Source organism: Streptomyces sp. NBC_00704 (assembly GCF_036226605.1).
Lineage (GTDB): Bacteria > Actinomycetota > Actinomycetes > Streptomycetales > Streptomycetaceae > Streptomyces.
This window is the reverse complement of the sequence record NZ_CP109000.1, coordinates 6,333,379-6,358,480: the sequence shown is the minus strand read 5'-3', so window position 1 is coordinate 6,358,480 and position 25,102 is coordinate 6,333,379. Positions and strand designations below refer to the sequence as shown.

The 25,102-nt window shown below is 74.3% G+C and carries 24 protein-coding genes and 1 pseudogene; 15 read left to right on the top strand and 10 right to left on the bottom strand.

Annotated features, from left to right (window positions below; all coding sequences use genetic code 11):
* Positions 1 to 57: 57 nt before the first annotated feature.
* The 3 genes and pseudogenes from OG802_RS27650 to OG802_RS27640 form a co-directional block, all read right to left on the bottom strand.
* Positions 58 to 276, bottom strand: a pseudogene (locus tag OG802_RS27650) (FAD:protein FMN transferase); the annotation flags it as partial.
* A 10-nt stretch (positions 277 to 286) separates the two neighbouring features.
* Positions 287 to 685: an FMN-binding protein gene (locus OG802_RS27645; RefSeq protein WP_329414728.1), complete on the bottom strand. Its 399-nt coding sequence runs from the start codon at positions 683 to 685 to the stop codon at positions 287 to 289.
* A 19-nt stretch (positions 686 to 704) separates the two neighbouring features.
* A complete protein-coding gene (locus OG802_RS27640) occupies positions 705 to 2,042 on the bottom strand; it encodes a ferredoxin reductase family protein (RefSeq protein ID WP_329414725.1) in 1,338 nt (445 codons plus the stop codon).
* A 152-nt stretch (positions 2,043 to 2,194) separates the two neighbouring features.
* Between OG802_RS27640 and OG802_RS27635 the strand changes: the two genes are divergently transcribed.
* The 3 genes from OG802_RS27635 to OG802_RS27625 all read left to right on the top strand — a co-directional run bounded on the left by OG802_RS27635 (position 2,195) and on the right by OG802_RS27625 (position 5,699).
* Positions 2,195 to 2,887, top strand: a complete 693-nt coding sequence (locus OG802_RS27635; protein ID WP_329414722.1) for a response regulator transcription factor — start codon at positions 2,195 to 2,197, stop codon at positions 2,885 to 2,887.
* Entirely contained in the window at positions 2,884 to 4,380 is a 1,497-nt protein-coding gene (locus tag OG802_RS27630; protein WP_329414719.1) for a sensor histidine kinase, read from the top strand. Before OG802_RS27635 ends, OG802_RS27630 begins: the two co-directional genes overlap by 4 nt.
* Before the next feature lie 305 nt (positions 4,381 to 4,685).
* A complete protein-coding gene (locus OG802_RS27625) occupies positions 4,686 to 5,699 on the top strand; it encodes a lysylphosphatidylglycerol synthase transmembrane domain-containing protein (protein WP_329414716.1) in 1,014 nt (337 codons plus the stop codon).
* A 46-nt stretch (positions 5,700 to 5,745) separates the two neighbouring features.
* On the opposite strand, the gene msrB is transcribed toward OG802_RS27625, so the two are convergent.
* From msrB to OG802_RS27605, 4 genes are all read right to left on the bottom strand, one after another.
* A complete protein-coding gene (gene msrB / locus OG802_RS27620; RefSeq protein ID WP_329414714.1) occupies positions 5,746 to 6,156 on the bottom strand; it encodes a peptide-methionine (R)-S-oxide reductase MsrB in 411 nt (136 codons plus the stop codon).
* A gap of 13 nt (positions 6,157 to 6,169) precedes the next feature.
* Complete coding sequence (murC, locus tag OG802_RS27615) at positions 6,170 to 7,555, bottom strand: UDP-N-acetylmuramate--L-alanine ligase (protein WP_329414712.1); 1,386 nt, start codon at positions 7,553 to 7,555, stop codon at positions 6,170 to 6,172.
* A 119-nt stretch (positions 7,556 to 7,674) separates the two neighbouring features.
* The gene (locus OG802_RS27610; protein ID WP_329414711.1) at positions 7,675 to 8,148 is read right to left on the bottom strand and encodes an indole-3-glycerol phosphate synthase; all 474 of its coding nucleotides are present in this window, start codon (positions 8,146 to 8,148) and stop codon (positions 7,675 to 7,677) included.
* Positions 8,149 to 8,340: 192 nt separating this feature from the next.
* A complete protein-coding gene (locus OG802_RS27605; protein ID WP_329414709.1) occupies positions 8,341 to 9,198 on the bottom strand; it encodes a pyrimidine reductase family protein in 858 nt (285 codons plus the stop codon).
* A 37-nt stretch (positions 9,199 to 9,235) separates the two neighbouring features.
* Between OG802_RS27605 and zapE the strand changes: the two genes are divergently transcribed.
* From zapE to OG802_RS27565, 8 genes are all read left to right on the top strand, one after another.
* Positions 9,236 to 10,342 (top strand): cell division protein ZapE, encoded by a 1,107-nt coding sequence (gene zapE, locus OG802_RS27600; protein ID WP_329414706.1) that lies wholly within the window; start codon positions 9,236 to 9,238, stop codon positions 10,340 to 10,342.
* 184 nt (positions 10,343 to 10,526) lie between these two features.
* The gene (locus OG802_RS27595; protein WP_329414705.1) at positions 10,527 to 10,940 is read left to right on the top strand and encodes a hypothetical protein; all 414 of its coding nucleotides are present in this window, start codon (positions 10,527 to 10,529) and stop codon (positions 10,938 to 10,940) included.
* A 91-nt stretch (positions 10,941 to 11,031) separates the two neighbouring features.
* Complete coding sequence (locus OG802_RS27590) at positions 11,032 to 11,613, top strand: carbonic anhydrase (RefSeq protein WP_329414702.1); 582 nt, start codon at positions 11,032 to 11,034, stop codon at positions 11,611 to 11,613.
* Entirely contained in the window at positions 11,610 to 13,148 is a 1,539-nt protein-coding gene (locus tag OG802_RS27585; RefSeq protein ID WP_329414699.1) for a SulP family inorganic anion transporter, read from the top strand. The genes OG802_RS27590 and OG802_RS27585 overlap by 4 nt, the downstream gene beginning before the upstream one ends.
* Positions 13,149 to 13,275: 127 nt before the next feature.
* Positions 13,276 to 14,181 (top strand): slipin family protein, encoded by a 906-nt coding sequence (locus OG802_RS27580; RefSeq protein ID WP_329414697.1) that lies wholly within the window; start codon positions 13,276 to 13,278, stop codon positions 14,179 to 14,181.
* Positions 14,182 to 14,424: 243 nt separating this feature from the next.
* Positions 14,425 to 15,792 (top strand): alkaline phosphatase PhoX, encoded by a 1,368-nt coding sequence (locus OG802_RS27575; RefSeq protein ID WP_329414694.1) that lies wholly within the window; start codon positions 14,425 to 14,427, stop codon positions 15,790 to 15,792.
* A gap of 158 nt (positions 15,793 to 15,950) precedes the next feature.
* Positions 15,951 to 16,850, top strand: coding sequence for a polysaccharide deacetylase family protein (locus OG802_RS27570; RefSeq protein WP_329414692.1), 900 nt, complete (start codon positions 15,951 to 15,953; stop codon positions 16,848 to 16,850).
* A 105-nt stretch (positions 16,851 to 16,955) separates the two neighbouring features.
* Entirely contained in the window at positions 16,956 to 17,156 is a 201-nt protein-coding gene (locus OG802_RS27565; protein WP_329414690.1) for a hypothetical protein, read from the top strand.
* Positions 17,157 to 17,246: 90 nt separating this feature from the next.
* Here OG802_RS27565 and OG802_RS27560 read toward each other — a convergent pair whose 3' ends face one another.
* Both OG802_RS27560 and OG802_RS27555 read right to left on the bottom strand, forming a co-directional pair.
* Positions 17,247 to 17,918 carry an ABC transporter gene (locus OG802_RS27560; protein WP_329414687.1) on the bottom strand — a complete coding sequence of 224 codons (672 nt, stop codon included), beginning with the start codon at positions 17,916 to 17,918 and terminating at the stop codon, positions 17,247 to 17,249.
* The gene (locus tag OG802_RS27555) at positions 17,915 to 18,877 is read right to left on the bottom strand and encodes an ABC transporter ATP-binding protein (protein WP_329414685.1); all 963 of its coding nucleotides are present in this window, start codon (positions 18,875 to 18,877) and stop codon (positions 17,915 to 17,917) included. The genes OG802_RS27560 and OG802_RS27555 overlap by 4 nt, the downstream gene beginning before the upstream one ends.
* A 122-nt stretch (positions 18,878 to 18,999) precedes the next feature.
* Here OG802_RS27555 and OG802_RS27550 point away from each other — a divergent pair, with 122 nt between their 5' ends.
* The 4 genes from OG802_RS27550 (at position 19,000) to OG802_RS27535 (ending at position 24,310) form a co-directional block, all read left to right on the top strand.
* Positions 19,000 to 19,701, top strand: coding sequence for an aminoacyl-tRNA hydrolase (locus OG802_RS27550; protein ID WP_329414683.1), 702 nt, complete (start codon positions 19,000 to 19,002; stop codon positions 19,699 to 19,701).
* Between the two features lie 125 nt (positions 19,702 to 19,826).
* Positions 19,827 to 21,281, top strand: coding sequence for a DUF692 domain-containing protein (locus tag OG802_RS27545; protein WP_329414681.1), 1,455 nt, complete (start codon positions 19,827 to 19,829; stop codon positions 21,279 to 21,281).
* Between the two features lie 297 nt (positions 21,282 to 21,578).
* Positions 21,579 to 22,358: a DUF4142 domain-containing protein gene (locus tag OG802_RS27540; RefSeq protein WP_329414679.1), complete on the top strand. Its 780-nt coding sequence runs from the start codon at positions 21,579 to 21,581 to the stop codon at positions 22,356 to 22,358.
* 284 nt (positions 22,359 to 22,642) lie between these two features.
* Positions 22,643 to 24,310 (top strand): alpha/beta hydrolase, encoded by a 1,668-nt coding sequence (locus tag OG802_RS27535; RefSeq protein ID WP_329414677.1) that lies wholly within the window; start codon positions 22,643 to 22,645, stop codon positions 24,308 to 24,310.
* Between the two features lie 57 nt (positions 24,311 to 24,367).
* Here OG802_RS27535 and hemQ read toward each other — a convergent pair whose 3' ends face one another.
* Positions 24,368 to 25,099, bottom strand: coding sequence for a hydrogen peroxide-dependent heme synthase (gene hemQ / locus OG802_RS27530; protein ID WP_329414675.1), 732 nt, complete (start codon positions 25,097 to 25,099; stop codon positions 24,368 to 24,370).
* Positions 25,100 to 25,102 lie beyond the last annotated feature (3 nt).

Genomic DNA, 25,102 nt, shown 5'->3' with positions numbered 1-25,102 from the left:
CGGCCGCGCCCCAGCCGAGAAGCCACAGCGCCGCTCCCAGCGCCCCCGCCTGCACGCTCACGCGGCCGCCTCCGCCGGGAATCCGGCGCTGCGCGGGACGCGCCCGCCGGGCGGCACCGCGTCCACCTCGCAGCCCTCCCGCGCCGCCGCCCACGCGACGCCCTGCTCGACCAGCGCGAAGGCGGCCGTGGCGACGGCGTCGGCCTCGGTCAGGGTCGGGGCCACGACGGTGAGGCTGTCGACACCGGTGACCGGCCGCCCGGCGCGGCCGTCGACGCGCCGCACCTCAGGCGCCCTTGGCGTCGATCGCGGCCTGGAGGGACTTCTTGTAGCCCTCGCTCGTGAGGGTCGCGCCGGAGACGGTGTCGATGTCCGCGCTCTGCGCGGTGAGCGTCTGCGCGACGAGCTCGGGCACCGCCGCCGTGGTCTGCGGATGGTGCGGCTGCTTCAGCATCCTCACCGCCGTGATCCGGTCGCCCGCAAAGGTGACCTGGACCTGCACGTCGCCCTTCTCGGTGCTCACGGTGGCGCCGGTGGCGACGGCCGACCCCGGCGCCGGGCCGGCGGAGGACGTCGCGGGCGTCGAGACGGTGTCGGCGGCGGCCGAACCGGTCGAGGGCTCGTAGCGCCAGACCGGGACGAGGGCCGCGACGGACAGGATCAGGACAGGCAGTGCTCGCTTCACGGTGTCTCTCCCGTATCCCTCAGCCCGCCAGGCTGAAGCGCTCGAAGTGGATCTGCGGCTTGGGCACGCCGAGTTCGCGCAGGGTGGCGAGGACCGCGTCCATCATCGGCGGCGGCCCGCACAGGAAGACGTCGCGCCGGGCGATGTCCGGGACGAGCGCGGCCAGTTCGCGGGGCGCCAGCCGGTCGGGCACGGCCGGCCCGGTGACCAGGTGCAGTTCGGCGCCCCTGGCGAGCGCCAGTTCGTGCAGTTCGTCGTAGAGGACGGCGTCGCGCTCGCCGGCCACCCGGTAGACGACGACCGCGTGGCCGTCGATCTCCTCCAGCAGCGCCCGGATCGGGGTCACGCCGACGCCGCCCGCGATGAGCACGGACTCCGCGCGGGTGCGGTGCATCGCGGTGAACGCCCCGTAAGGGCCCTCGGCGAAGACGCGGGTGCCGGGCACCAGCCGGCGCAGTCCCGCGGAGCCCTCGCCGGCCGCTTTCGCGGTCAGCCGCAGCCGGGCGCCGTCGGGCGCGGCCGACAGGGAGAACGGGTTCGCCTGCCACCAGCGGTCCTTGGTGAGGAAGCGCCACAGGAAGAACTGGCCCGCCCGGGCGGGCATCCGGTCCAGGTCACGGCCGGTGATGTACACGCTGACGACGTTGTCGGCCTCGGGCACGACCGCCTCGACGCGCAGCTGGTGCCGCCAGTTGCGCCACAGGGGCAGCACGAGGCGGCCCAGGACGACCGCGCCCAGGGCGGCGCCCCACAGCGTGTACCAGTAGGCCGTGGCGGCGGACGACGCGGTGAACGTCGTCCCGGCCGCGACCTGGTGGGTGAAGGCCAGCACCACGGCGACATAGGCGTAGAGGTGGATGAAGTGCCAGGTCTCGTAGGCGAGCCTGCGGCGGGCCCAGCGGGCCGAGGCCCCGCCGACGACCAGGATCAGCGCCGTCGCGACGACCGCGCGGAAGACGCCTTCGACGGTCTCGGCGAGGTCGACGAGCTGGCTCACGGGGTTCACCGAGGACGGCTCGGCATAGCCGAAGACGATGAAGACCACGTGCCCGACCAGCGTCCACAGCAGGCCGAAGCCGGTCCAGCGGTGCCAGCCGGTCAGCCGGTCCATGCCGATGCGGCGGTCGAGCCACGGCAGCCGGGCCACCAGCACCAGCTGGAAGGCCATCAGCAGCGCGGCGTACAGGCCGGCGAACCGGCCCACCACGAGCAGGGCGCCGGAGGCGAAGCCCGCCTGCACGGCGAACCAGGTCACGACGGCCGCGTTCGCGGCCAGCACGGCGTACAGGCCGGTGCGGGCCACCACTTTCGGACGTATCGCCGTGGGGGGCGCGGGGGGCGATTGGACGGTCGTCACGGACGGAAACTCCTCGATCGGGACCTCAGGAGACAGAGCTTCTCCGTGCTTCGCTGTCGTTTTCCTGTCGTACAACTTTCAAGATCTTATCGATCCGCGCGCGGGGCGGACGCGGGGCCCGCGCCGCGGTCCGGGTGACGCACTATGAGCGGGTGGAAAAAGTACGACTGCTCGTCGTGGACGACGACCCGCCGATCGCCGACCTCGTGGCGACGGTCGCCCGCTACGAGGGCTGGGACGCGGTCACCGCGAACTCCGGCGAGGAGGCGCTGCGGCGCGCCGCCGAGTTCCGCCCCGACATCGTGGTGCTCGACCTGATGCTGCCCGACCTCGACGGCTTCGGCGTGCTCGACCGGCTGCGGCGCTCCGGCACGATGGTGCCCGTCGTCTTCCTCACGGCGCGCGACGGGGTCGCCGACCGCGTGGCCGGACTGACCCGCGGCGGGGACGACTACCTGGTGAAGCCGTTCGCCGTGGAAGAGCTCATGGCGCGACTGCGGACCGTGCTGCGGCGCAGCGCCGGGCCCGGCTTCCAGCGGTCCGTGCTGCGGGTGGCGGACGTCGTCATGGAGGAGGACACCCGGGAGGTCCGGCGCGGCGGCAGGCTCCTGACGCTGACGCCCACCGAGTACGAGGTGCTGCGCTATCTGATGCGCAAGTCGCCGACCGTGCTCACCAAGGCGCAGATCCTCGACCACGTGTGGGAGTACGGCTTCGGCGGCCGCTCCAACGTCGTCGAACTCGTGGTGAGCCGGCTGCGCCGCAAGCTCGACGCGACGGGCGACGACCCGCTGATCCAGACGGTACGGGGTTTCGGATACGTCATCCGGCAGGCGGCCGAGTGATCGCCCGGCTCTGGCGGTCCTCCCGAGGACTGCGGCTCGGCACCCGGCTGGCGCTCGGTCTGGGCGCGCTGTCGCTGGTGGTGTTCGCGGTGGTGGGGACCGCTCTGACCACCTACATGCGCGACTATCTGTCGAACCAGCTCGACGACCAGCTCGGGATCGCGCAGGTGGCCCAGTCCAAGAGCATCGTGGACTCCGGCTCGCTGACCGGGAAGAAGTACTGGGGCTGGTACTACGCCGTGTACGACGTGCGCGGCGGCGAGCCCGTGCTGCGCAAGCCCGAGGACCCCGGTGACGTGCCCCGCGACGTCGACGACCTCACCGCCCTGGCCAGGGCGCAGACGACGGCGGGCGCCGAGGTGCTGAGCACCGCGCACCTCGCGGGCGCCGGGGAGTACCGGCTGCGCGCCTGCGAGGTGGAGCCCGGCGTGGTGCTGGTCAGCGGTGCGCCGATGGACGACCTCGAGGACACCGTCGGCCGGCTGATCACCGTCCAGGCCGTCGCCTTCGGCCTGGCCCTCCTCGCGCTCGTGGTGTTCGGGCGGGCGCTGCTGCGACGCGGTCTGAAACCGCTCAGCGACATGGCGCACACCGCGCACGGCATCGCCTCGCACGACCTGAGCGAGTCGGCGTCGCGTCTGCCGCTGCGCGCGGACGCCCCCGGCGGCGGCCCCGAGGTGGAGGAGCTGCGCACGGCGTTCAACACGATGCTGGAGCACATCGACGACTCCCTCGCCGTGCGCGCGGAGGCCGAGCAGCGGCTGCGGCGTTTCGTCGCCGACGCCTCGCACGAACTGCGCACCCCCCTGATGTCGGTGCGCGGTTACGCCGACCTCTTCCAGTACGCGGCCGCCAACGCGCCCGAGGAGCGGGACAGGCACCTGACCCGGCTGCGCGCCGAGGCCGCCCGGATGGGCTTCCTGCTGGACGACCTGCTGCTGCTGGCCCGGCTGGACGCGGCCGAGGTGGAGACACCGCTGCGGACGGAGAAGGCCGACCTGGTGGAACTGGTCGGGCAGGCGGCCGACGCGTTTCGCGCGAGCCATCCCGGCCATCCGCTGACCGTGGCCCCGGGCCCGTCGGCCGTGCCGCTGCCGATGGACCCCCACCGCATCCGTCAGGTCCTGGACAACCTGCTGACCAACGCCGCCGTGCACACCCCGAAGGGCACGCCGGTCGGCGTCGAGGTGACGGTCTCGCCGGACACGGCGCGGGTCCACGTGAGCGACGGGGGTCCCGGCATCCCGCCCGAGGACCGGGACAGCGTCTTCGACCGTTTCTACCGCGTCGACAAGGCCCGCAGCCGCGACCGGGGCGGAAGCGGCCTGGGCCTGTCGGTCGCCCGGTCGCTGGTCCGGGCGCACGGCGGCTCCCTGGAGCTGAGCCCCACGGCCACGACCACCGTGTTCACGGTCACGCTTCCCCTGGACCCCGGGCCGGGGGCAGCCGTCGGCGCGGCGGGCCGGGTGAACCCCGGCGGCGGCACGGGATGAACCGCGGGGTGCGCGGGCAGAAATGACACAGCCTCACCGCACCGCACCACCCCGGCACCACCGCACCACGCACCACCCCGGCACCACCGCACCACCGCACCACCCCGGCACCACCGCACCACCGCACCACCGCAGCGTCATCGCACCGCGGTCGCCGTTCGGCCCGCGCTCCGTCGGCTGTCGGACACCGCACCGTCACACCGGAGGGGAAGCACTCCGCCGTCCCCTGCGCAGACTCGTGAGACTCGCCCCCGATCCGTCGCACCGCCGCCGCGCGGTCACGACGCGGAAGGACGACGTGCGCCGTGCCCCTGCTGCCCCTGGACGAGACCGCGGCCCCGCACGCGCAGCCGCCGCCGCGCGAGGACGTCCGCCGCCGCCTTCCGGGCGTGACCGCGGCCCGCCGGGCCGTCGTCCTGCTTCCGCTGCTGCTGCTCGCCGTGTGGGCGGCGCTCGACCGGCGTGCCGTGCAGGACGGAGCCGTCCGGCTGGCCGGGGCCGATCCGTGGTGGCTGCTGGTCGGGCTGCTCTTCACCTACCTGGGCGCGGTGGCCGCCGCGTGCGTCCGCCAGGGCGCGATCCGGGAACGGCTGCCGACCGGCCCGCTGGTGGCCTCGCAGATCGCCGCGGGCGCCGCCAACCACGTGCTGCCGGCGAGCATAGGAGCCCACGCGGTCACCGTCCGGTTCCTGCTGCGTCAGGGCGTCCCGCTGCCCCGCGCCACCGCCTCGATCGCCCTGTACTCGCTGGTCAGAGCGGTGGCCAAGACGCCGGTGGTGTTGGTCTTCGTGCTCGCCGCGCCCTCCGCCGCGCCCCCGGTCCGCCTCCTGCCGCAGGGCCGCACGCTGGTCCTGGCGGCCGCCGGCCTGCTGCTGGCGCCCCTGGCGGCCGCCGCGCTCTACGCCTTCGTACGGCCGCTGCGCCGGCCCGCCCTGGACTTCGTCCGCGCCGCGCTCACCGACGCCCGGCTGCTGCACGCCCGCCCCGGCCGCGTTCTGCCGCTGTGGGGCGGAGCGGTCGCGGCCCCGCTGCTCCAGGCGGGCGTGGTGGCCTCGGTGGGGACCGCGCTGGGCGTGCCCATGTCCTGGCCGCAGCTGCTGTTCGCGTTCCTGGCGGCGAGCACCGCGGCGGGCGCCGTGCCCGCGCCGGGCGGCATCGGCCCGGTCGACGCGGCCCTGGTGTTCACCCTGGCCGGGTACGGCACCCCGCTGCCCCTGGCCACGGCGACGGTCATCGGCTACCGGGCGCTGACGGTCTGGGTGCCGCTGCTGCCGGGGATGCTGGTGCTGTCGGCGCTCGTGCAGCGCAAGCTGCTGTGAGCGCCGGCAGTCCTCGTGGCCGCCCGCGGCTCGCCGCTCGGTGGCGTCAGCCCCCGCCGTTCTCCCTGAGCCGCAGCGAGATGCTGTTGATGCAGTACCGCTGGTCGGTCGGGGTGGCGTACCCCTCGCCCGCGAACACGTGCCCGAGGTGGGAGCCGCAGCGGGCGCAGCGGACCTCGGTGCGCACCATCCCGTGGGTACGGTCCTCGATCAGCTCCACCGCGTCGGTGTCCTTGGGGTCGAAGAAGGACGGCCAGCCGCAGTGGGACTCGAACTTGGTGCCCGAGGTGAACAGTTCCGCGCCGCAGGCCCGGCAGGAGTAGACGCCCTCGGCCTTGGTGTCGGTGTACTCACCGGTGAACGCGGGCTCGGTCGCCGCCTGGCGCAGGACGGCGTACTCGGCGGGCGTCAGCTCCGCCCGCCACTGCTCGTCCGGCTTTTCGACGTCGTACGACATGAGCCTCAGCCCCTCACTGCGAAAGACGGTCCAGAATGCGCGGGCCCAGGTCGGTCACGTCTCCCGCGCCCATGGTGAGAACGAGATCACCGGCCTTCGCCATTCCCGCGACGACCGACGGCGCCTCGTCCTTGTCGTGGACGGCGGTGACGTCGGCGCCCGCCGCGCGCGCCGCGTCGATGATCAGGGCGCTGGTCACGCCGGGTACCGGGTCCTCGCGGGCCGGGTAGATGTCCAGGACGACGGAGGCGTCCGCGAGGGCCAGCGCCTGTCCCATCTCCGTGCCCAGTTCCTGGGTGCGGGAGAACAGGTGCGGCTGGAACAGGACGAGGATGCGGGCGTCGCCGACCGCCGCGCGCATCGCCTCCAGGTCGGCCGTCATCTCGGTCGGGTGGTGGGCGTAGGAGTCCACGACCTGGACGCCCGCCGCCTCGCCCTTGAGCTGGAGCCGGCGCTTGACGCCCGTGTACGCGGCGAGCGCCGGGGCGAGTTCCGCGGCCGGGACGCCCAGGGCGACGCCGGCCGCCAGCGCGGCGACCGCGTTGTGCGCGTAGTGGCGGCCGGGCACCGACACCGTGAAGGTGAGTTCCTCGCCGTCCAGCACCACGGTCACCTCGCTCTTGAGGCCCTGCGGGACGACGGAGAGGATCCGCACGTCGGCGTCCGCGGACTCCCCGTACGTCACCACCCGGACGCCGTCGACGCGCCGGGTCAGCTCGCGGGCGCCCTCGTGGTCGGCGGTGACCACCAGCGTGCCGCCGGGCACGATCTTCCCGGCGAAGGTCTCGAAGGACTCGTAGATCTCGTCCATCGAGGCGTAGTTGGCGTGGTGGTCGAGTTCGACGTTGAGGACGATGGCGACCTCGGGCGCGTACGTGTGGAAGCTGCGGTCCGATTCGTCGGCCTCGGCGACGAAGATCTCGCCGTCGCCGTGCAGCGCGTTGGAGCCGGGCGCGTCCAGGTCGCCGCCGATCGCGTACGACGGGTTCAGCCCGAGCGCGGACAGCGACACGGCCAGCATGGACGTGGTGGTCGTCTTGCCGTGCGTGCCGGCGACGGCGATGGGACGCAGCCCGTCCATCAGCCGGGCGAGCGCGTCCGAGCGGTGGACCACCGGGATGCCCAGTTCGGCCGCGCGGGCGAGTTCCGGGTTGTCGGCGCGGATCGCCGACGACACGACGACGCAGCTGGCGTCGTCGGCCAGGTGCGCGGCCGCGTGTCCGATGTGCACGGTCGCCCCGAGCGCCCGCAGCGCGGCCGCCGTGTCCGAGTCCTTGGCGTCGCTGCCCGCCACCTTCGCCCCGCGCTGGGCCAGGATCTTCGCGATCCCCGACATCCCGGCCCCGCCGATGCCGATGAAGTGCGGTCGGTCCATGGCGGTAGGAAGGCCGGGTGCCATGTGCTGTCTCCCAAGGTGCGCTACGACGGTCCAGTGCGCCCCCACCCTATGGGGCCGGGGCCGCCGGGGCCGACCCGGGCCGCGGGGAGCGCGGCCCGGGCCCCGGCCGGGTCCGCGCGCTATGCCTTGCTGTGCGAGAACAGCTTCAGCACGGGCACGCCCACCTTGTGCCGTGCGCGGGAGGCCCAGTCGCGGTGGAAGAACTCCTCCACGTAGTGGGGGTCGGTCAGGACGATCACCTCGTCCGCCCCGGTCTCCGCGACCAGGGCCTTCAGGGCGTCCAGCGGATGGTCCTCCACCAGCCGGCCCACGGCGGGGCTGCCGGAGGCCCGCAGCGCCTGGAGGGACACCTCCAGGGCCCGCGCGCCGAAGCCCTTGGCCTCCTCGCCCTCGGGCGTCTCGTTCTCCCTGGCCGCCTCGTCGAGTTCGCCGAGGGCGACGTCGTCGATGGCCCGCAGCAGGCGGTCCGCCTGGTCGCCCCGCGGCTGGAGCAGCACGTGGAAGGAGACCGGATCGTCCCCGTGCAAGGTGGTGACGAACTCCACGTCGGCGGACGTCAGGGCCTTCTCGATCATCAACACGCTTGTGAACACCAGCGCCCCATTCTCCTTCGAGGACCCCCGTGGCCCTCTGTCCTCCGGGGGCCGCTCACGGCCCTGCGGAAACCATTTTTCCCCGTGCTCGCACGGGAGGCTGCGAAACTCAGTGTGCCCGCCGGAATTGAAACGGAACGGGTGATTCCGCCGATCCGTGATCCCGGCGCCGGCCCGGACCCGCCGTCGGCGTCAGGGCCGTCGGTACCTGCCGAACAGGAAGCCCTCCTCCTCCAGCAGGGACGCCAGGACGAACCGCCGCGGGACCGGGAGGGACGGCCCGCCCGCGATCCGTTGCGCGTCGCCGGCCGTGAGCATGGGCGAGATCGTCAGGCACAGTTCGTCGAGCACCCCGGCCGCGACGAACTGCCCCAGCAGCCGCGGACCGCCCTCGGTCAGCAGCCGGGTGTGTCCCAGCTCGGCGAGCGCGGCGACCGCCCGGTCGGGCTCCACGCCCATGCCGTCGCCGGCGATCACCACGCGCGCGCCCGCGCGCTCCGCCGCAGCGATCCGGTCGGGCGCGGCGGCGGCGCCCGTCAGGATCAGGGTGGGCACCAGGGGCGAGGTGAACAGCGGCAGGGAGAAGTCCAGGCCGAGGCCGGCCGTGACGACCGCGACGGCCGGCGCGGGACCCTGACCGGCCGCCTCGCGCCGCCGGGCGAACTCCGCCCGCGCGCGTGCGGGACGGTAGCCCTCCTGGCGTACCGTCTGCGCGCCGACGACGACCACGTCCGCGAGCGCCCGCAGCGTGCCGAAGACGCGCATGTCGGCGGCGGTGGAGATGGGCTGCGAGCGCCCTTCGTGCTGGGCCGCGCCGTCGAGCGTGGACACCATGTTCGCCCGCAGCCAGGGCAGCCGCCGCGGGGGGCCGGACTGCGGGGAGGAGCCGGGGGCGGGCTCCGGGTAGGCGTAGGCGTCGGCCAGCTCGTCCAGGCTCCACTCGCGGTCGCGGTCCCGGTCCGCCCCGTCCCCCTCGCCGGAGGGCACGAGCGGGCTCCCGCCGGAGCGGGTCGGCACTGTCTGGTCGGTCACAGGGAACAGCCGTCGCATGTCAGGCAGTCTGGCACGCCCCGTAGCATGGGGAACCGTGTCGTCCTCCTCTCCCGCCTCTGGTCTCAGTCCGATAGCCGACGCGGCCCCGGTGTCCCTCTGCGCCCGTCAGCCGCACGTCCCCGCGGACCGGCTGGTGGCCGAGATGGTGCCGCCCCCGCGTTTCGACTCGGTCCGCTTCAGCACCTACCTCCCGGACCCGAACCAGCCCAGCCAGACCCAGGCGGTCGGCGTGCTGGAGAACTTCGCGGGCGGACTGGGCGGGGCCCACGCGACGGGCGCGGCCAGGCGCGGCTTCTTCGGCCTCGGCCGGGCGAAGGCGCCCCGCACGCCCGCCGGACCGCGCGGCGTCTACCTCGACGGCGGGTACGGCGTCGGCAAGACCCACCTGCTGGCGTCCCTGTGGCACGCCACGCCGGCCGAGCCCGCACTCAAGGCGTTCGGCACGTTCGTCGAGCTGACGAACCTGGTCGGCGCCCTGGGCTTCCAGCAGACGGTGCGCACCCTGTCCGGGCACCGCCTGCTGTGCATCGACGAGTTCGAGCTGGACGATCCGGGGGACACCGTCCTCGTGTCGACGCTGCTCGGCAGGCTGGTCGAGGCCGGCGTGGCGCTCGCCGCGACGTCCAACACCCTGCCCGGCAAGCTCGGCGAGGGCCGGTTCGCCGCCGCCGACTTCCTGCGCGAGATCCAGGGGCTGTCGGCGCACTTCCGCGCCCTGCGCATCGACGGCGAGGACTACCGCCACCGGGGGCTGCCGGATGCCCCGGCTCCGTTCTCCGACGAGCAGGTCACCAAGGCGGCGTACGCGACCGAGGGCGCCTCGCTCGACGACTTCCCGCATCTGCTGGAGCACCTCGCCAAGGTCCACCCGAGCCGGTACGGCGCGCTGACGGACGGCCTGAGGGCGGTCTGCCTGACGAACGTGCGTCCGGTGCCCGACCAGTCCACGGCGCTGAGGCTGGTGGTGCTGGCCGACCGGCTCTACGACCGCGAGGTCCCCGTCCTCGCGTCCGGGCTCCCGTTCGACCGGCTGTTCAGCGAGGAGATGCTGAACGGCGGTTACCGCAAGAAGTACTTCCGCGCGATCTCCCGCCTCACCGCGCTGGCCCGCGACGCCGGACGGCTCGTCGAGGCCCGGTAGACGATCACGGGCAGCGGGGTCAAGAGCCGGTTCTCGCCACCCGTGCCTCTTTTTTGAGGCGCACTTCTTCTGGAAACGTGGAGTTAACCCTGCAAACAACGTCGCAGGGTTAACGTGTTTCTTGACCAGTCGTTGACCAAGCGTTGGTCCGGGCTAGAGACGTCCAGCGTGAGGAGGGAGGCGCATGTTCCGTGGCACGACGGGCCGCACGGTGATCTCGATCCTCGCCGCCGTCCTGCTCGCCCTCCCGTTCTTCGCTCCCACGCCGGTCTTCGCACACGCGCACACGATGCGTCAGGCCGAGGCCAAGGCCAAGCCCGGATTCACACCCTCCGGCAAGGCGATGCGTGAGGAGACCGTCACGCAACGCGACTGCGACCTCTCCGGCGGTCCCGGCGGCCCCCTGCGCAGCCGCGACCGCAACCGCGCCGCCACGAACTCCCCGGCGGCGTCGGCGCCCCAGGAGCCGGAGCGCACCCAGCTGTCGCTGGACCCGGCGGCGGCGCACCAGCCGCCCCGGCCCGTCGACCGCCACCATCGCCCGTCGAGATCCTCGGCGGCCCACACCCCGGCCGGACTCCAGGTCTTCCGCTGCTGAGCGGGCGGAACAGAACAGCACATCCCCCACCTGTCCTGTGTCCTGCACATCCGACGCGCCCCCACGGCGCGCCAGGAGGAGTCACCACGTCATGCAGCCCCTCATCGACAACGCCCGCACGTTCGGACAGCGCCCTGAGGAGTTCGCCGAACTCGCCGCCGGCCAGTCGCCGCAGGTCCTGTTCATCACCTGCTCGGACTCGCGCGTCGTACCCGCGCTGATCACGGGCGCCCGCCCCGGCGAGCTGTTCGAACTGCGCACCGCCGGCAACATCGTGCCCCCCTACGTCTCCGACCGCCCCACCGGCGAGGCGGCCACCGTCGAGTACGCCGTGGAGGTGCTCGGCGTCAGCGACATCGTGGTCTGCGGCCACTCGCACTGCGGCGCCGTCGGCGCGCTGGTGCGCGGCGACGACCTCGACGCCGTCCCGGCCGTACGCGACTGGCTCGCGCACGCGGCGGACGAACCTGGGGCCGCCGACCCCGACGACCCGACCGTCATGCGGGCCGTGCAGAACCACGTGCTCGCCCAGCTGCTGCGGCTGCGGTCCTACCCGTGCGTGGAGAAGCGGCTGGCCGACGGCGCGATCCGGGTCCGCGGCTGGTACTACGAGGTCCACACGGGCGCCGTGCGCGAGCACCGCGTCGACACCGACGGCTTCGAGGCCCTGTGAACGCCGCGACGAACGACGGCGCCACCGGGCGAATATCCCGGTTCCCCCACCTCAGGCAGGACTTCGCCGCATCCCTCGTGGTCTTCCTGGTCGCGCTCCCGCTGTGCGTGGGCGTGGCCGTGGCCTCCGGCGTCCCGGCCGAACTCGGACTGGTCACCGGCATCGTCGGCGGCATCGTCACCGGACTCCTGCGGGGCAGCTCCCTACAGGTGTCCGGTCCCGCGGCCGGCCTGACCGTGCTGGTCTACGAGGCGGTGCGGGAGTTCGGCCTGCCCGTCCTCGGCGTGATCGTCCTCGCCACGGGCGTGCTGCAACTCGCCATGGGCGCACTGAAACTGGGCCGCTACTTCCGGGCCATCTCCGTCTCGGTCGTCGAGGGCATGCTGGCCGGAATCGGCCTGGTGCTGATCGCCGGACAGCTGTACTCGATGGTCGGCGGCAAGGCCCCCGACTCCGGGCTGGAGAAGATCGCCGGACTGCCCGGGGCGCTCGTGGACGCGGCCGGCGACACCACCGCGTCCGCCTCCCTCCTGCTCGGCGCCGGCACCGTCGCCGTGCTGGTGTCGTGGAAGCGGCTCCCGGCCAGGGTGCGCATCGTGCCCGGCCCGCTCGCCGCGGTGGGCCTGGCGACGCTCGCCGCGCTGCTGCTCGGCCTGCCGGTGGCCACCGTCGAGGTCCAGGGATTGCTGGGCTCCCTCCAGCCGCCGCCGCTCGGCGCCTTCGGCGACCTGGCGAGCATCGGCCTGCTCGGCACGATCGCCGCGTTCACGCTGATCGCGTCCGCCGAGTCGCTGTTCAGCGCGGCGGCCGTGGACCGGCTCCACGACGGTCCGCGCACCGAGTACGACCGGGAGCTGATGGCGCAGGGCGCGGGCAACACGGTCTGCGGCCTCCTCGGCGCGCTGCCGATGACCGCGGTGATCGTGCGCAGCGCCGCCAACGTGCAGGCGGGCGCGCGCACGAAGGCGTCCCGGGTGCTGCACGGCGTGTGGCTGCTGCTCTTCGCGGCCCTGCTGCCGTCCGCCCTGGCGTACATCCCCCTCCCGGCGCTGGCCGGGATCCTCGTGCACGCGGGCGCCAAGCTCGTGCCCGTGCGGACGGTCGCGGGACTGTGGCGCGAGCACCGCGGAGAGGCGCTGATCCTCGTCGTCACGGCCGTGTCGATCGTGGCCGTCAGCATGTTCGAGGGCGTCCTCATCGGTCTGGCGCTGGCCGTGGTCAAGACCGCCTGGGAGGCCTCCCACCTCAGGCTGGACATCGTCGACAAGGGCGCGGGCCCGGTCCAGGCGTATCTGTCGGGCAACGCGACCTTCCTGCGCCTGCCCAAGATCCTCGACAGCCTGGAGGCGCTTCCGCAGGACCGCCCGGTGGAGGTGGACCTGTCCGGCCTGCACCACCTCGACCACGCCTGCCGCACGGCCCTGGAGACCTGGGCGGAGCGGCACAGCGCGGTCGGGACCGAGCCGGTGAAGGTCACCGAGCCTGCCCCGGTCGCGGACCCGGTGAAGGCCCGGCAGCCGGCCACGACCGGGTAGCGCGCACAGCGCCGGCGGGATCCGCCGTGCGGTCCGGGGCACGGGCGTGGCCCCGGGCCGGACGGCGGGCATATCGTGGGTGGGAGCGGACAGCGCCGCTGTCACGAACCTCTGCGAGGAGGTCGTCATGCTCCAGGAGTTGCTGGGCGCGGCCGCGGCGGTCGCCGCCGGGGGCGCGGTGTACCTCGCCGCCGCGGCACGGGTCGTCAAGCAGTACGAACGCGGAGTGGTCCTGCGCCTCGGCCGGCTGCACGGCGACGTCCGCCCGCCGGGGCTCACCCTCGTCGTCCCGGCCGTGGACCGGCTGCGCAAGGTCAACCTCCAGATCGTGACGATGCCCATCCCCGGCCAGGAGGGCATCACCCGCGACAACGTGACCGTGCGGGTCGACGCCGTCGTGTACTTCCGGGTGGTGGACGCCGCCGCCGCGATCATCAACGTCGAGGACTACCGTTTCGCCGTCTCGCAGATGGCCCAGACGTCCCTGCGCTCGATCATCGGCAAGAGCGAGCTGGACGACCTGCTGTCGAACCGGGAGAAGCTCAACGAGGGTCTGGAGCTGATGATCGACAGCCCGGCCGTCGGCTGGGGCGTGCAGATCGACCGCGTCGAGATCAAGGACGTGTCGCTGCCCGACACCATGAAGCGCTCGATGGCCCGCCAGGCCGAGGCGGACCGGGAGCGCCGGGCCCGGATCATCAACGCGGACGCCGAGCTCCAGGCCTCGAAGAAGCTGGCCGAGGCGGCCAAGGAGATGTCCGAGCAGCCGGCGGCTTTGCAGTTGCGGCTGCTCCAGACGGTGGTGGCGGTCGCCGCCGAGAAGAACTCCACCCTCGTCCTGCCGTTCCCGGTGGAACTGCTGCGGTTCCTGGAGAAGGCCCAGCAACAGGGGCAGCCGACGCCCCCGAACCCGCCGGCCCAGCCGTCCCCACCGCCTCAGCAGGCCCAGCCGGATCAGCAGATCCAGCCACATGAGCAGGCCCGGCCGCTCCAGCCCGATCAGCAGGTTCGGCCGCTCCACCCCGACCAGTAGGCCCGGCGGGCCCGGCAGGGGCGGCCATCGGTGCGGCCGGCCCGACCGGCGCGGCGAGCGCCGCCGGGGCGTTCACCGCAGGGGGCCGGGCAGCCGTCCCCGCCCCCGCCGCCCGAGGACGCGCGGCCCCCGCGCGTGGGTGACGACGCGTGACACGTGCCCTGGGCGTGGTTCCCGGCGCGCGGTGCGAGTGATAGACACAGCGGGATCACAGTTCCTGTCCGCCAGCAGGAAGGTTTTCCCATGTCCGCGACACGACGTCAGATCCTTGCCGGCAGCGGTGCCCTGGGGGTGGGGATCGCGTTCACCGGCGCGCTCGGCGACCTCTTCGCGGGAACGGCGTCCGCGCAGGGCCTCGGGCACACCGGCTACGGCCCCCTCGTGCCCGACTCGAACGGCCTGCTCGACCTCCCGAAGGGGTTCCGTTACCGGGTGCTGTCCCGCGAGGGCGACCCCCTGCGGTCCGGTGAGGGCCCGGTGCCCTCGAACCACGACGGCATGACGGCGCTGCCGGCCCGCGGCGGCCGGGTGCACCTGGTGCGCAACCACGAGAACCGCCCCGCCGCCGCGCACCCCGTTCCCACGGTCGAGGGCCTGACCTACGACCCGGAGGGCAAGGGCGGCTGTACGGCCCTGACGCTGGACTCCCACAACAGAGTGCTCTCCGAGCGGGTCGCCGTCGCCGGCACGGCCGTCAACTGCGCGGGCGGGCCCACCCCTTGGCACACCTGGCTGACCTGCGAGGAGACCGAGGACAAGGCGGGCACGAACGGGTACACGAAGGACCACGGCTTCATCTTCGAGGTCGACCCGTCGGACCCGCGCCGCACCGGGGCCGTCCCGCTCACCGCGATGGGCCGCTTCCAGCACGAGGCGATCGCCGTCGATCCGCACCGGGGCGTCGTCTACGAGACCGAGGACGCGTTCCTCAAGCCGTTCGGCCTGTTCTACCGCTTCCTCCCGGAGAGGCCGCTGGGCGGGGTGGGCTCCCTCCGCGCGGGCGGCCGGCTCCAGGCGATGCGCGTCCCCGGGGTGGCGGACCTGTCCTCCGTCCGGACCACCGGCGCCGTCTTCGACGGCATCGAATGGGTCGACGTGCCGGACCCGCTCGCCGTACAGACCCCGGTCCGGCTCCAGGACTTCGGCCCCAAGGGGATCACGCACGCCCAGAAGCTGGAGGGCTGCTACTGGGGCGGGCAGTGCGTGTACTTCGTCTCCTCGTTCGCGCGCGGTGCGGACGGATCGGCGGCCGACCACTTCGGTCAGATCTGGCGCTACGACCCGCAGCGCCGCCGTCTCACCCTCGTCGTCCTCTTCGGCCCGGACACCGACGTACAGCTCCCCGGGGAGTCTCCCGACAACATCTGCCTCGCCCCGAGCGGCGGTCTGATGGTGTGCGAGGACGGCAACGGCGCCCAGCACGTCTTCGGCGTGACCAGGACGGGCGAGGTGTACGCGATGGCCCGCGGCCGGCAGAACATCGGAACGCCCGAGGCCCCCGAGTGGGGCGAGTTCGCGGGCGTCACCTTCTCCCCGGACGGCGGCACGATGTTCGTCAACTGCTACACCCCGGGGACGACGTTCGCGGTGACGGGACCCTGGCGGCGATAGCGACGGTCGCGGCGGGGCGGCGGCGACAGCCGCGGTCGCGCCGGGGCGGGCCCCGGCGGCGGGCGGCCGGGCGGCGTGGGCGGCCGGTCGGGTGAGACCGGCCGGGGCCCGCTCGGGTGGCTGCGCGGATGTGAGCGCATTCCTCATATCTTCATACGATGATCACTCCCGTATGCCGCCGCCTGGCCGCGCTCTGCGCGCTCGGCGCCGCCCTCGGCGCCCTCGCCGCCTGCGGAACCGCGCAGCACCCCCGGGCGTCCGGGGCGACCGGCTCGCCTCCCGCGTCCGCCTCCCCGAGCCGCCCGTCCACGCCCCGCCCCCACGCCCCCGCCGCCCCTTCCCGCCCTCCGACGCTCGCCCCCGGACCGGCCGGCCTCACCCCGGTCTTCCGCAACGCGCCCCATGCGGCGGGCAGGACCGTCGCCCTCACCTTCGACGCCGACATGACCGCCGACGAGGGCGGCCGGGCGGCCGCGGGCGAACACTTCGACAACCCCGCCCTCATCGCGGCGCTGCGGACGCTGAAGACGCCGGCCACCGTGTTCATGACGGGCCGCTGGGCGGAGGAGTACCCGGACCAGGCCCGCTCCATCGGCCGCGACCCCCTGTTCGAGGTCGCCAACCACTCCTACAGCCACTACGCCTTCACCGGCGACTGCTACGGCCTGCCGACCGTCCCCGAGGACCGCATGCGTGCGGACGTGGAACGGGCGTACGCCGCGCTGCGCAAGGCGGGCGTGCCGGACGCGATGCCGTACTTCCGTTTCCCCGGCGGCTGCTACGACCGGCGGGCGCTGCGCGCGGTGAGCGGCACGGGCGTGACCGCCGTGCAGTGGGACGTGGTGAGCGGGGACGCCTTCGCGACGGACGCCGACGCCGTGGCGCGCCAGGTGCTGGAGGGCGTGAAGCCCGGCTCGGTGGTCGTCATGCACTGCACGCGCAGCGCCGCCCCGACGACCGAGCAGGTGGTCCGGAAGGTCGTGCCGGAGCTCCGCCGGCGGGGGTACCGGTTCGTCAAGGTGTCGGAGCTGATCGGGACGGCGGGCGCCCGGCGCTGAGGCGCGCGGCCCGTCCCCGTCATGGGCGACGGCCCTTCGCAGCGGCCCCTTCCCAGCCGCCCTTCGCAGCCGCCCTTCGCAGCCGCCCTTTCGTACGCTGGAGGCATGAGCGACGACACCGACCAGGACCGTGACCGGGACTACTGCCTGATCGACGCGACGACCCCGCCCACGGCGGACGGGCCGCCGTACGCGGAGTGCGTGCTGTGCCGCGAGCCCACCGAATACCCGGAGTCGTACAAGGGGATCACGCTGTGCCCGGTCTGCGAGTGGCAGGAGGCCCAGCGGACCGCCTGCTCCGGGTGAGCGGCCGCGTGCGGCCGTCGTCCGTCACCCGCCGCGCGGCGGCCCGCGAGACGCTCCCCGCCCACTGCGTCGCGGGACTCCCGCTCCCGGTCAGGGTGACCGGCGGGAGGTGAGCGCGCAGGCCGCGGCGACGGCGGCGGCGCTCAGCACGAGGGCCGCGGCCAGGGGCAGGACCGGCGTGTGGACCGTCGCCGTGTGGGAGCCGCCGACCAGGCCGCTGACGGCCGCGTGCGCGGGGGAACCGCTCACCACGAGCGCCAGCAGGGCCGCCAGCAGCAGCGCGGGCACCGCGCGGCCGGTCGAGCGCAGCACGGGCCAGGCGGTGAGCGCGCCGACGGCCGCGCCGAGCAGGGCGCAGGTCAGCACGGCGAGCAGGCCGGCCCTCGCCGCTTCGAGGACGGGAACGCGTTTTTGGTGGTCGCTGCCGACGGGGTCGCTGATCAGGGTGACGACCGCTGTCGCGGCCGTGCCGAGGACCGCGGCCGACGTCAGCGCGACCAGCACGCCGGCCAGGTGGGCCCGGCCCGGACCGGCCGCCGCGGCGACCACGGCACGGGCGGCCGGGGGTTCGCCGGCGACGCAGATCCGCACCAGCCAGGCGGCCACGGGCAGCAGGAACGCGGCGGCGTAGCCGAGCGAGTCCAGCAGCGGCTGACCGCCCTGTACGCCGACGCCGAGGAACACGGCGTACAGCAGGAACGGGGGCAGCCAGCGCTGCGACCGCACCAGCAGGGCGGCCTGGTAGCGCAGGAGGGCGGTCATCGACGGCTCCCGTCGAGGCGGACGCTCGCCACGTGCCAGGGCGGGCGGGCGGTCAGCAGAGCGCGCAGCACGACGTCGGAGTGGGAGGCCGGGACGGTGATCCGGTGCGTCCACCGGTCCACCCGGTCCGCGGGATCCGCCCCGTCCGCCCTGTCCGTCGAGTCCATCTGCTCCCTCCGGTCCATCCGGTCCATGCGCTCCATGCGGTCCATGCGGTTCGTCGGGTCCCTCTCCTCGGTGCGGACGGCGAGCCGGAGCGCCTCGGCGGGGAGCGGGCCGGCCTCGCCCTGCACCTCGATGACCGTGTACGGGCCGTCGGGCGCCGCGGCAGGCTCGTCGGGACGGCTCCGGAGGCCGCCGTCGCACACCGTGTGGACGGCGTCCGCGGCGCCGGCGAGGCGGCGCGGGTCGTGGTCGACGAAGACGACGGCCCCGCCGGCGGCCGTGCGCTCGGCGACCGCTCGTTCCAGTTCGGCCCGCGCCCGTGTGTCCAGTCCGGTCCAGGCCTCGTCCAGGACCAGCAGCCCGGGCTCGGCGAGGAGAGCCTGCGCGACGGCGACCTTCTGGCTGCTGCCCTTCGAGAGGCGGTTCATGGGCGTGCGGGCGTGGGCGGACGCGCCGAAGCGGTCCAGCCACTCGTGCGCGACGCGCTCGGCCGACGCCCGCGGCAGACCGTGCACGGCGCCGAGGTGGGTCAGGTAGCCCAGGGCCGTGAAGGGGAGGGCCGCGGGGAAGCGCTCGGGGACGTAGGCGGTGCGCGGGCGGCCCGTGACCCTGCCCTCCGTCGGGGCGTCGATCCCGGCGAGGAGGCGCAGGAGCGTGGACTTGCCGCTGCCGTTGGGGCCCTCCACACGCGTGAGGCTGCCGGGGGCCAGCGCCACGGACACGTCGCGCAGCACCCAGGGGCCGCGCAGGCCGTAGCGGCGGCCCACGCCGTCGAGGCGGAGATCGCGTTCCATGCGGCACATCCTCGCGCAGGAGCACCGCGTTCCGGTTCCAATGAAAGGGGGACGGGGGGAGGGAGCCGCGGCGGGGGCGGGCGGCCCGCCGCGGAGAACACCGGGTCACGTAGCCTGCGGCTGTGAGCGAGAGCCCCTTTCAGACCGAGCCGAACCCCCGTGACGAGGCCCCGCAGTTCGTGCTGCCGCTGGTCGTGCGGGTGGAGAAGTCCGCGCCCCCGGCCCGGACCGACGCCCTGGAGACCGCCGCACGGGCCGTCCTCGTGATGCTCGCCGACGAGCGGTCCGTCGGGGACGGCGAATGGGCGCGGGTCATGCGCGACTGGCAGGACGCCCGCATCCGCAAGGTCGTGCGGCGGGCCCGGGGCGCCGAGTGGCGGCGGGCCGGCGAGCTGCCGGGCATCACGGTCACCGGGAAGTCGGCGGAGGTACGGGTGTTCCCGCCCGTCCCGCTGGACGGATGGCCGAAGGAACTGGCGAAGCTCCAGGTGTCCGGCACCGATCTCGACGACCCGGAGCCTCCCGCGGACGTCGAGCCGGGCACGGTCGTGCTGTGGCTGAGCCCGGACGTCGCGATGTCGGCGGGCAAGGCGATGGCGCAGACCGGGCACGGCGCGCAACTCGCCTGGTGGGAGCTGTCGGACGACGAGCGGGCCGCCTGGCGCGAGGCGGGGTTCCCGCTCGCCGTGCGGACCGCCGACCGGGAGCGGTGGCGCGAGCTGACGGCCGCCGGACTGCCGCTGGTGCGCGACGCGGGCTTCACCGAGATCGCCCCGGGCAGCTGCACCGTCGTCGCGGACCATCCCGCCCTCCGCTCCCGCTGACCCCCGCGCCCGTCCCGTGCCCGAACCTCAAATGTTGCTCTGAAGGGAAGGCCCGGGCGGTTCGGCGGACGGCGGCGGGGCCATACCCCCGTCACCACGCAGGGGGAACGAAGGAGGCGGGGACCATGATGCGACTGGGGACGGGGATCGGCTGGCGGCCGGAGATCGCGGACGCCGTGGAACGGATGCCGGGCATCGACTGGGTCGAGGCCGTCGCCGAGAACGTGTGTCCCGGGCATCTGCCCGACTCCCTGCTGCGGCTGCGCGAGCGCGGGGTCACCGTCGTCCCGCACGGCGTCTCGCTCGGGCTCGGCGACGCCGAGCGGCCCGACCAGGGCCGGCTCACCGCTCTCGCCGAGCGGGCCGAGGCGCTGGGCTCGCCGCTGGTCACCGAGCACATCGCGTTCGTCCGGGCGGGCGGCCCCCACACGGCGTCCCCGCGGCTGGAGGCCGGCCACCTGCTGCCCGTGCCGCGCACACGGGACGCCCTCGACGTGCTGTGCGAGAACGTGCGCATCGCGCAGGACGCGCTGCCCGTGCCGCTCGCCGTCGAGAACATCGCCGCGCTCGTGGCGTGGCCGCACGAGGAGATGACCGAGGGCCAGTTCCTGTACGAACTGGCGGACCGCACGGGCGTACGGCTGCTCGTCGACGTCGCTAACCTGCACACCAACCACGTCAACCGGGGCGAGGACCCCGCCAGGGCGCTCGCCGAGCTGCCGCTGGAGGCCATCGCCTACGTCCATGTGGCGGGCGGCTTCGAGCGGGACGGCGTCTGGCACGACAGCCACGCCCATCCGGTGCCCCGGCCGGTCCTCGACATCCTGACCGACCTCGCGTCCCGTGTGCGGCCGCCGGGAGTGCTGCTGGAGCGGGACGACGACTTCCCCGAACCGGCCGACCTGGAAAGGGAGTTGGCCGCCATCAGGGAGGTCGTCGGGGCAGGGGCGGCCCGGAGTCCGGGCACGCTGGCCGTGTCGCGCCCGGGAGCGCACGGCGTGACGCGCGAACCGCCCGCCCGCACCGCCCTCCTCGCCGCCGTCGGCGCCGCCGCCGACGCCATGGCCACACATGCCGCCGCGCCCGCCGCGCTCCCCGCGCCCGCCGCTACCGCCGCTCCCGCCGAGCCCGTCGGCCCGGGAACCAAGCCCGAGCCCGAGTCCGAGCCCGTCGCCGAGGCGGCCCGGCTGCGCCTCGGGCTCGCCCAGGCGGCGCTGCTCTCCGCCCTGGTCGCCGGGACGCCGGTCCCCGAGGGATTCGACCGGGTGCGGCTCGGGGTGCAGGCGCGGGCACTGGCGGCGAAGCGGGCGGACGTCGTGGCGAAGGTCGCGCCGGAGCTGCCGCTGATCCTCGGGAGCGGTTACCGCGCCGCCTTCCTCGCGTACGCCCAGCGGCGGCCGATGCGCGGCGGCTACCGGCAGGACGCCCTCGACTTCGCCGAGGAGACGCTGCTGAGCGGCCGTTCGCCACAGGGCCGGCCCCGGCGCGAGCTGCGCCGCTGGTGGCTGGACCGCTCGGGCCCCGCACCCCGGCGGACGTCCCGGCTGCGCCGGGTGGGACGCACCCTGATCCGGCACTGAGACGCACCATCCGGGGCCGATCCGGGGCCGACGACCGCCGGACGCCGCCGGAGGGCCGCCGCGTCCGGAATGTGCCGGGGTTAACACCGCCCGCGCCGCCACGGCGGACGGCCGCCGTCGCCGCCGTTTGCGGGCGTTTCGCCCCGGTTAATCCCACGCTTCACCTCCCCGCTTTCGCCCGATATGCGGATGATGCAAGACTTCGCCCCTGTACGGCAGTTGACGGGACCGGCGCAGTAATATGCCAGTCCCGCAACCGAAGCGCACTAGTGTGCAGTGCCGCGAGCAGGAGGCACCATGCGCCCGCGACCCCCGATCCAGGGCAGAGGCATCTTCAGCGGCACCGGGCTCATCCTCACCGGCCTGGCGGCGACCCTCGCCGCGCTGATCTTCCCGGTCTGGTCGTACTCCGGCCAGCCGGCCGGCGCCGGCGCGAACGTGGTGAAGGCGGAGGCCGTGGCGACCCAGTACGGGCCGCTGTCCGCGCTGGACCAGGAGTTCGTCGCCAAGGTGCGGCTGGCCGGGCTGTGGGAGCTGCCCGCCGGACGGCAGGCGCGGACGAAGGGCACGACCGAGGCGGTGCGGACCGCCGGCGCGCACCTCGTCGAGGGGCACGCCTTCCTGGACCAGCGGGTGCGCACCGTCGCCGCGCAGCTCGGGCTCACACTGCCCGACGAGCCCGGCGAACAGCAGCGGGGCTGGCTGGCGGAGCTGGACGCGGCGCGGGGCGAGCAGTACGACCGCGCGTTCGCCAACATCCTGCGCGTCGCGCACGGCCGGGTCTTCTCACTCGTCGCCCAGGTGCGGGCCGGCACCCGCAACTCGCTGGTGCGCGCCCTCGCCGACGACGCCAACACCACCGTGCTGGACCACATCAAGGTCCTCGAGGCCACCGGATACGTCGACTTCGACGCGGTCGCCCAGGACCTGGCCACCGGCAGCACGCCACCGGCCGCCGGCTCCCCCGGAGCCTCCACCGCGTCGACCGGCCCCGGCCCGGTCGTGCCGCTCACGGAGTCCCCGTCCCCCGCCTACACGCTCCCGCCGGCCACCGCGAGCCCGCCGCCCGGCTCCTGAACCCCGCGGCCTGAACCCCCGTGTCCGAACCCTCGCGCGGGACGAGGGGCCGGACGTCGGGCGGCCGTGGCCCGACGCGAGCGGCACGGCACCGCACGGCACGGCACGAACGGGAAGCGGCCGGGAGCGACGGCACGGGCACGACCGGGACGCGTCGGGGCGCGCCTCATCGCCGGGGGGCGCACAGGGGGCATTGGAGCCGACACCCGCCGGTGGTGCTTGCCTTCCCCCTGGGCCGAACCAACCATCCCTTGTGTCGCCGCCGTGCACCGAAGGGACACCCGATGCGAGCCGCCGCCCTCCATTCGGCCGCAGGAGCCCTGCTCCTGACCGCCCTCGCCGCCGTCCCGGCGAGCGGGCTCCCCCACGCCGACGCCCCCGGCGTCCCGGTCGCCCCGGCGGGCCCCGTCGCCGCGGGCAGGACGCTCGCCCCGGGCGGGACGCTCACCGCGGGCAGGGCACTCGCCCCCGGCGTGGCGCTCGCCGCCGCGCGGGCCGCCGCCGAGGGCGTCGCCTTCGGGAAGTGCTCCGACGCGCAGGACCTGCCGGGCGCCATGCAGTGCGGCACGGTCGCCGTCCCGCTCGACTACGCCCACCCCGACGGCCGGCAGATCAAGCTGAGCGTCAGCCGCGCGCCCGCCACCGGCCGGGACCCGCACAACAGCAAGCGGCGGGTGCCCCGGCAGGGCGCGCTGGTCTTCAACCCGGGCGGTCCCGGCGGCTCCGGCCGGTACTTCCCGCTGATCGGACTGCTGCCGGAGTGGAAGCGCATCGCGGCCGCGTACGACCTGGTCGGCTACGACCCGCGCGGCGTGGGCCGGTCGGCGCCCGTGTCCTGCCAGGACCCCAAGCGCTTCTTCAAGGGCCCCTCCCCCGCCCCGGACCATCCCTCGCAGTCGTACAAGAAGGAGCGCATCGCCCAGGCGAAGGCGTACGCGCGGGGCTGCGCGACGCGGACGGGCAGCGCCCTGCGGCACTACACCTCGCTCAACAACGCGCGGGACCTGGACGTGCTGCGGGCGGCGCTCGGCGAGGACCGGCTGACGTTCATGGGGGCCTCGTACGGCACCTACTTCGGGGCGCTCTACGCGACCCTGTTCCCCTCCCACGTGCGGCGCATGGTGTTCGACGCGGCCGTGGACCCGGACCCCGCGCAGATCTGGTACCGCAACAACCTCGGCCAGTCGGCGGCGTTCGAGAGCCGCTGGACGGACCTGCGGGAGTGGATCGCCGCGCACGACGACGTGTACGGCCTCGGCGACACCGCGGACGAGGTGCTGAACAGCTACGAGCGGGCCCGCGCCCGGCTGGCCGAGGAGCCGGCCGGCGGCACGGTGGGGCCCGGCCAGCTCCAGGGCGCGTTCCTCCAGGCCGCGTACTACGACGACTACTGGCCCGGCCGGGCGCAGGCCCTGTCGGAGTACCTGAAGGGCGATCCCAAGCAGTTGATCGCGCAGGCCGCTCCGGCGCGGGCGGCGGCCGCCGAGGCGGAGAACGCCAACGCCGTGTACACGGCCGTCGAGTGCAACGACGCGCCCTGGCCGACGGACTGGAGGGTGTGGGACCGCGACAACACGCGCCTCGCGCGGGTCGCCCCCTTCGAGACGTGGGACAACGTGTGGGCGAACCTGCCGTGCGCCTACTGGCCGGCGCCCCGGCAGCGGCCGCTCGACGTGCGGACCGGGCCGGGCGAGCTGCCGCCGACGCTGATCCTGGCCGCCGAGCGGGACGCGGCCGCGCCCTACGCGGGCGCCCTGGAGATGCACCGGCGGCTGTCCGGTTCGGTGCTGGTGACGGAGCGGGACGCGGGCACCCACGGCATCGCCGGCGGGCCCAACCGGTGCGTCAACGCGCATCTCGACGCGTATCTGCTGGAGGGCCGGCTGCCGGCTCGGCGCGCCGCCTGCGCGGGGCGCGCGGAGCCGAAACCGAAGCCGGACGCCGGGCACTGACGCCGGGGCGCCGGGCGTCCGGGCGCAGCGAAGGCGCGCGGGCCGCCCGGCCGGGCGTCAGGCCAGTTCGGCGACCAGGTCGGCCACGGACTTGCGCCGGCCGGTGTAGAACGGCACCTCCTCGCGGACGTGCCTGCGGGCCTCGGAGGCGCGCAGGTGGCGCATGAGGTCGACGATGCGGTGCAGCTCGTCGGCCTCGAAGGCCAGGATCCACTCGTAGTCGCCCAGCGAGAACGAGGCGACGGTGTTGGCCCGGACGTCGGGGTAGCCGCGGGCCATCTTGCCGTGGTCGGCCAGCATGCGGCGGCGGTCCTCGTCGGGCAGCAGGTACCAGTCGTAGGAGCGGACGAAGGGGTAGACGCTCACGTAGTCGCGGGGCGTCTCGTCGGCGAGGAACGCCGGGATGTGCGAGCGGTTGAACTCGGCGGGACGGTGCAGCGCCATGTTCGACCAGACCGGCTCCAGCGCGCGGCCCAGCCGGGTGCGGCGGAAGAGGTTGTACGCCTCCTGCAACTGGTCGCTGGTCTCCGCGTGCCACCAGATCATCAGGTCGGCGTCGGCGCGCAGGCCGGACAGGTCGTAGGTGCCGCGGATCGTCACGTCCTTGGCGGCGAGCTGGTCGAACAGCTCCTGGACCTCGTCGGCGTACCCCGCGCGGTCCTCGGGGAGCACGTCCTTCAGTTTGAAGACGGACCACAGGGTGTAGCGGATGACCTCGTTGAGGTCCTTGGCGAGTTTGCCCTTGTTCGGGATCCTGCCGGGCTCGGTGGTGGAGGCGTCGTCACTCATGGT

What these genes read in the sequence shown, in the direction of transcription:
- msrB (WP_329414714.1), bottom strand. Translation starts at nt 6,156, where the DNA reads ATGTCGTACGACGTCGAAAAGCCGGACGAGCAGTGGCGGGCGGAGCTG.
- murC (WP_329414712.1), bottom strand. Translation starts at nt 7,555, where the DNA reads ATGGCACCCGGCCTTCCTACCGCCATGGACCGACCGCACTTCATCGGC.
- OG802_RS27605 (WP_329414709.1), bottom strand. Translation starts at nt 9,198, where the DNA reads ATGCGACGGCTGTTCCCTGTGACCGACCAGACAGTGCCGACCCGCTCC.
- OG802_RS27595 (WP_329414705.1), top strand. Translation starts at nt 10,527, where the DNA reads ATGTTCCGTGGCACGACGGGCCGCACGGTGATCTCGATCCTCGCCGCC.
- OG802_RS27590 (WP_329414702.1), top strand. Translation starts at nt 11,032, where the DNA reads ATGCAGCCCCTCATCGACAACGCCCGCACGTTCGGACAGCGCCCTGAG.
- OG802_RS27580 (WP_329414697.1), top strand. Translation starts at nt 13,276, where the DNA reads ATGCTCCAGGAGTTGCTGGGCGCGGCCGCGGCGGTCGCCGCCGGGGGC.
- OG802_RS27575 (WP_329414694.1), top strand. Translation starts at nt 14,425, where the DNA reads ATGTCCGCGACACGACGTCAGATCCTTGCCGGCAGCGGTGCCCTGGGG.
- OG802_RS27570 (WP_329414692.1), top strand. Translation starts at nt 15,951, where the DNA reads ATGATCACTCCCGTATGCCGCCGCCTGGCCGCGCTCTGCGCGCTCGGC.
- OG802_RS27565 (WP_329414690.1), top strand. Translation starts at nt 16,956, where the DNA reads ATGAGCGACGACACCGACCAGGACCGTGACCGGGACTACTGCCTGATC.
- OG802_RS27560 (WP_329414687.1), bottom strand. Translation starts at nt 17,918, where the DNA reads ATGACCGCCCTCCTGCGCTACCAGGCCGCCCTGCTGGTGCGGTCGCAG.
- OG802_RS27555 (WP_329414685.1), bottom strand. Translation starts at nt 18,877, where the DNA reads ATGGAACGCGATCTCCGCCTCGACGGCGTGGGCCGCCGCTACGGCCTG.
- OG802_RS27545 (WP_329414681.1), top strand. Translation starts at nt 19,827, where the DNA reads ATGATGCGACTGGGGACGGGGATCGGCTGGCGGCCGGAGATCGCGGAC.
- OG802_RS27540 (WP_329414679.1), top strand. Translation starts at nt 21,579, where the DNA reads ATGCGCCCGCGACCCCCGATCCAGGGCAGAGGCATCTTCAGCGGCACC.
- OG802_RS27535 (WP_329414677.1), top strand. Translation starts at nt 22,643, where the DNA reads ATGCGAGCCGCCGCCCTCCATTCGGCCGCAGGAGCCCTGCTCCTGACC.
- hemQ (WP_329414675.1), bottom strand. Translation starts at nt 25,099, where the DNA reads ATGAGTGACGACGCCTCCACCACCGAGCCCGGCAGGATCCCGAACAAG.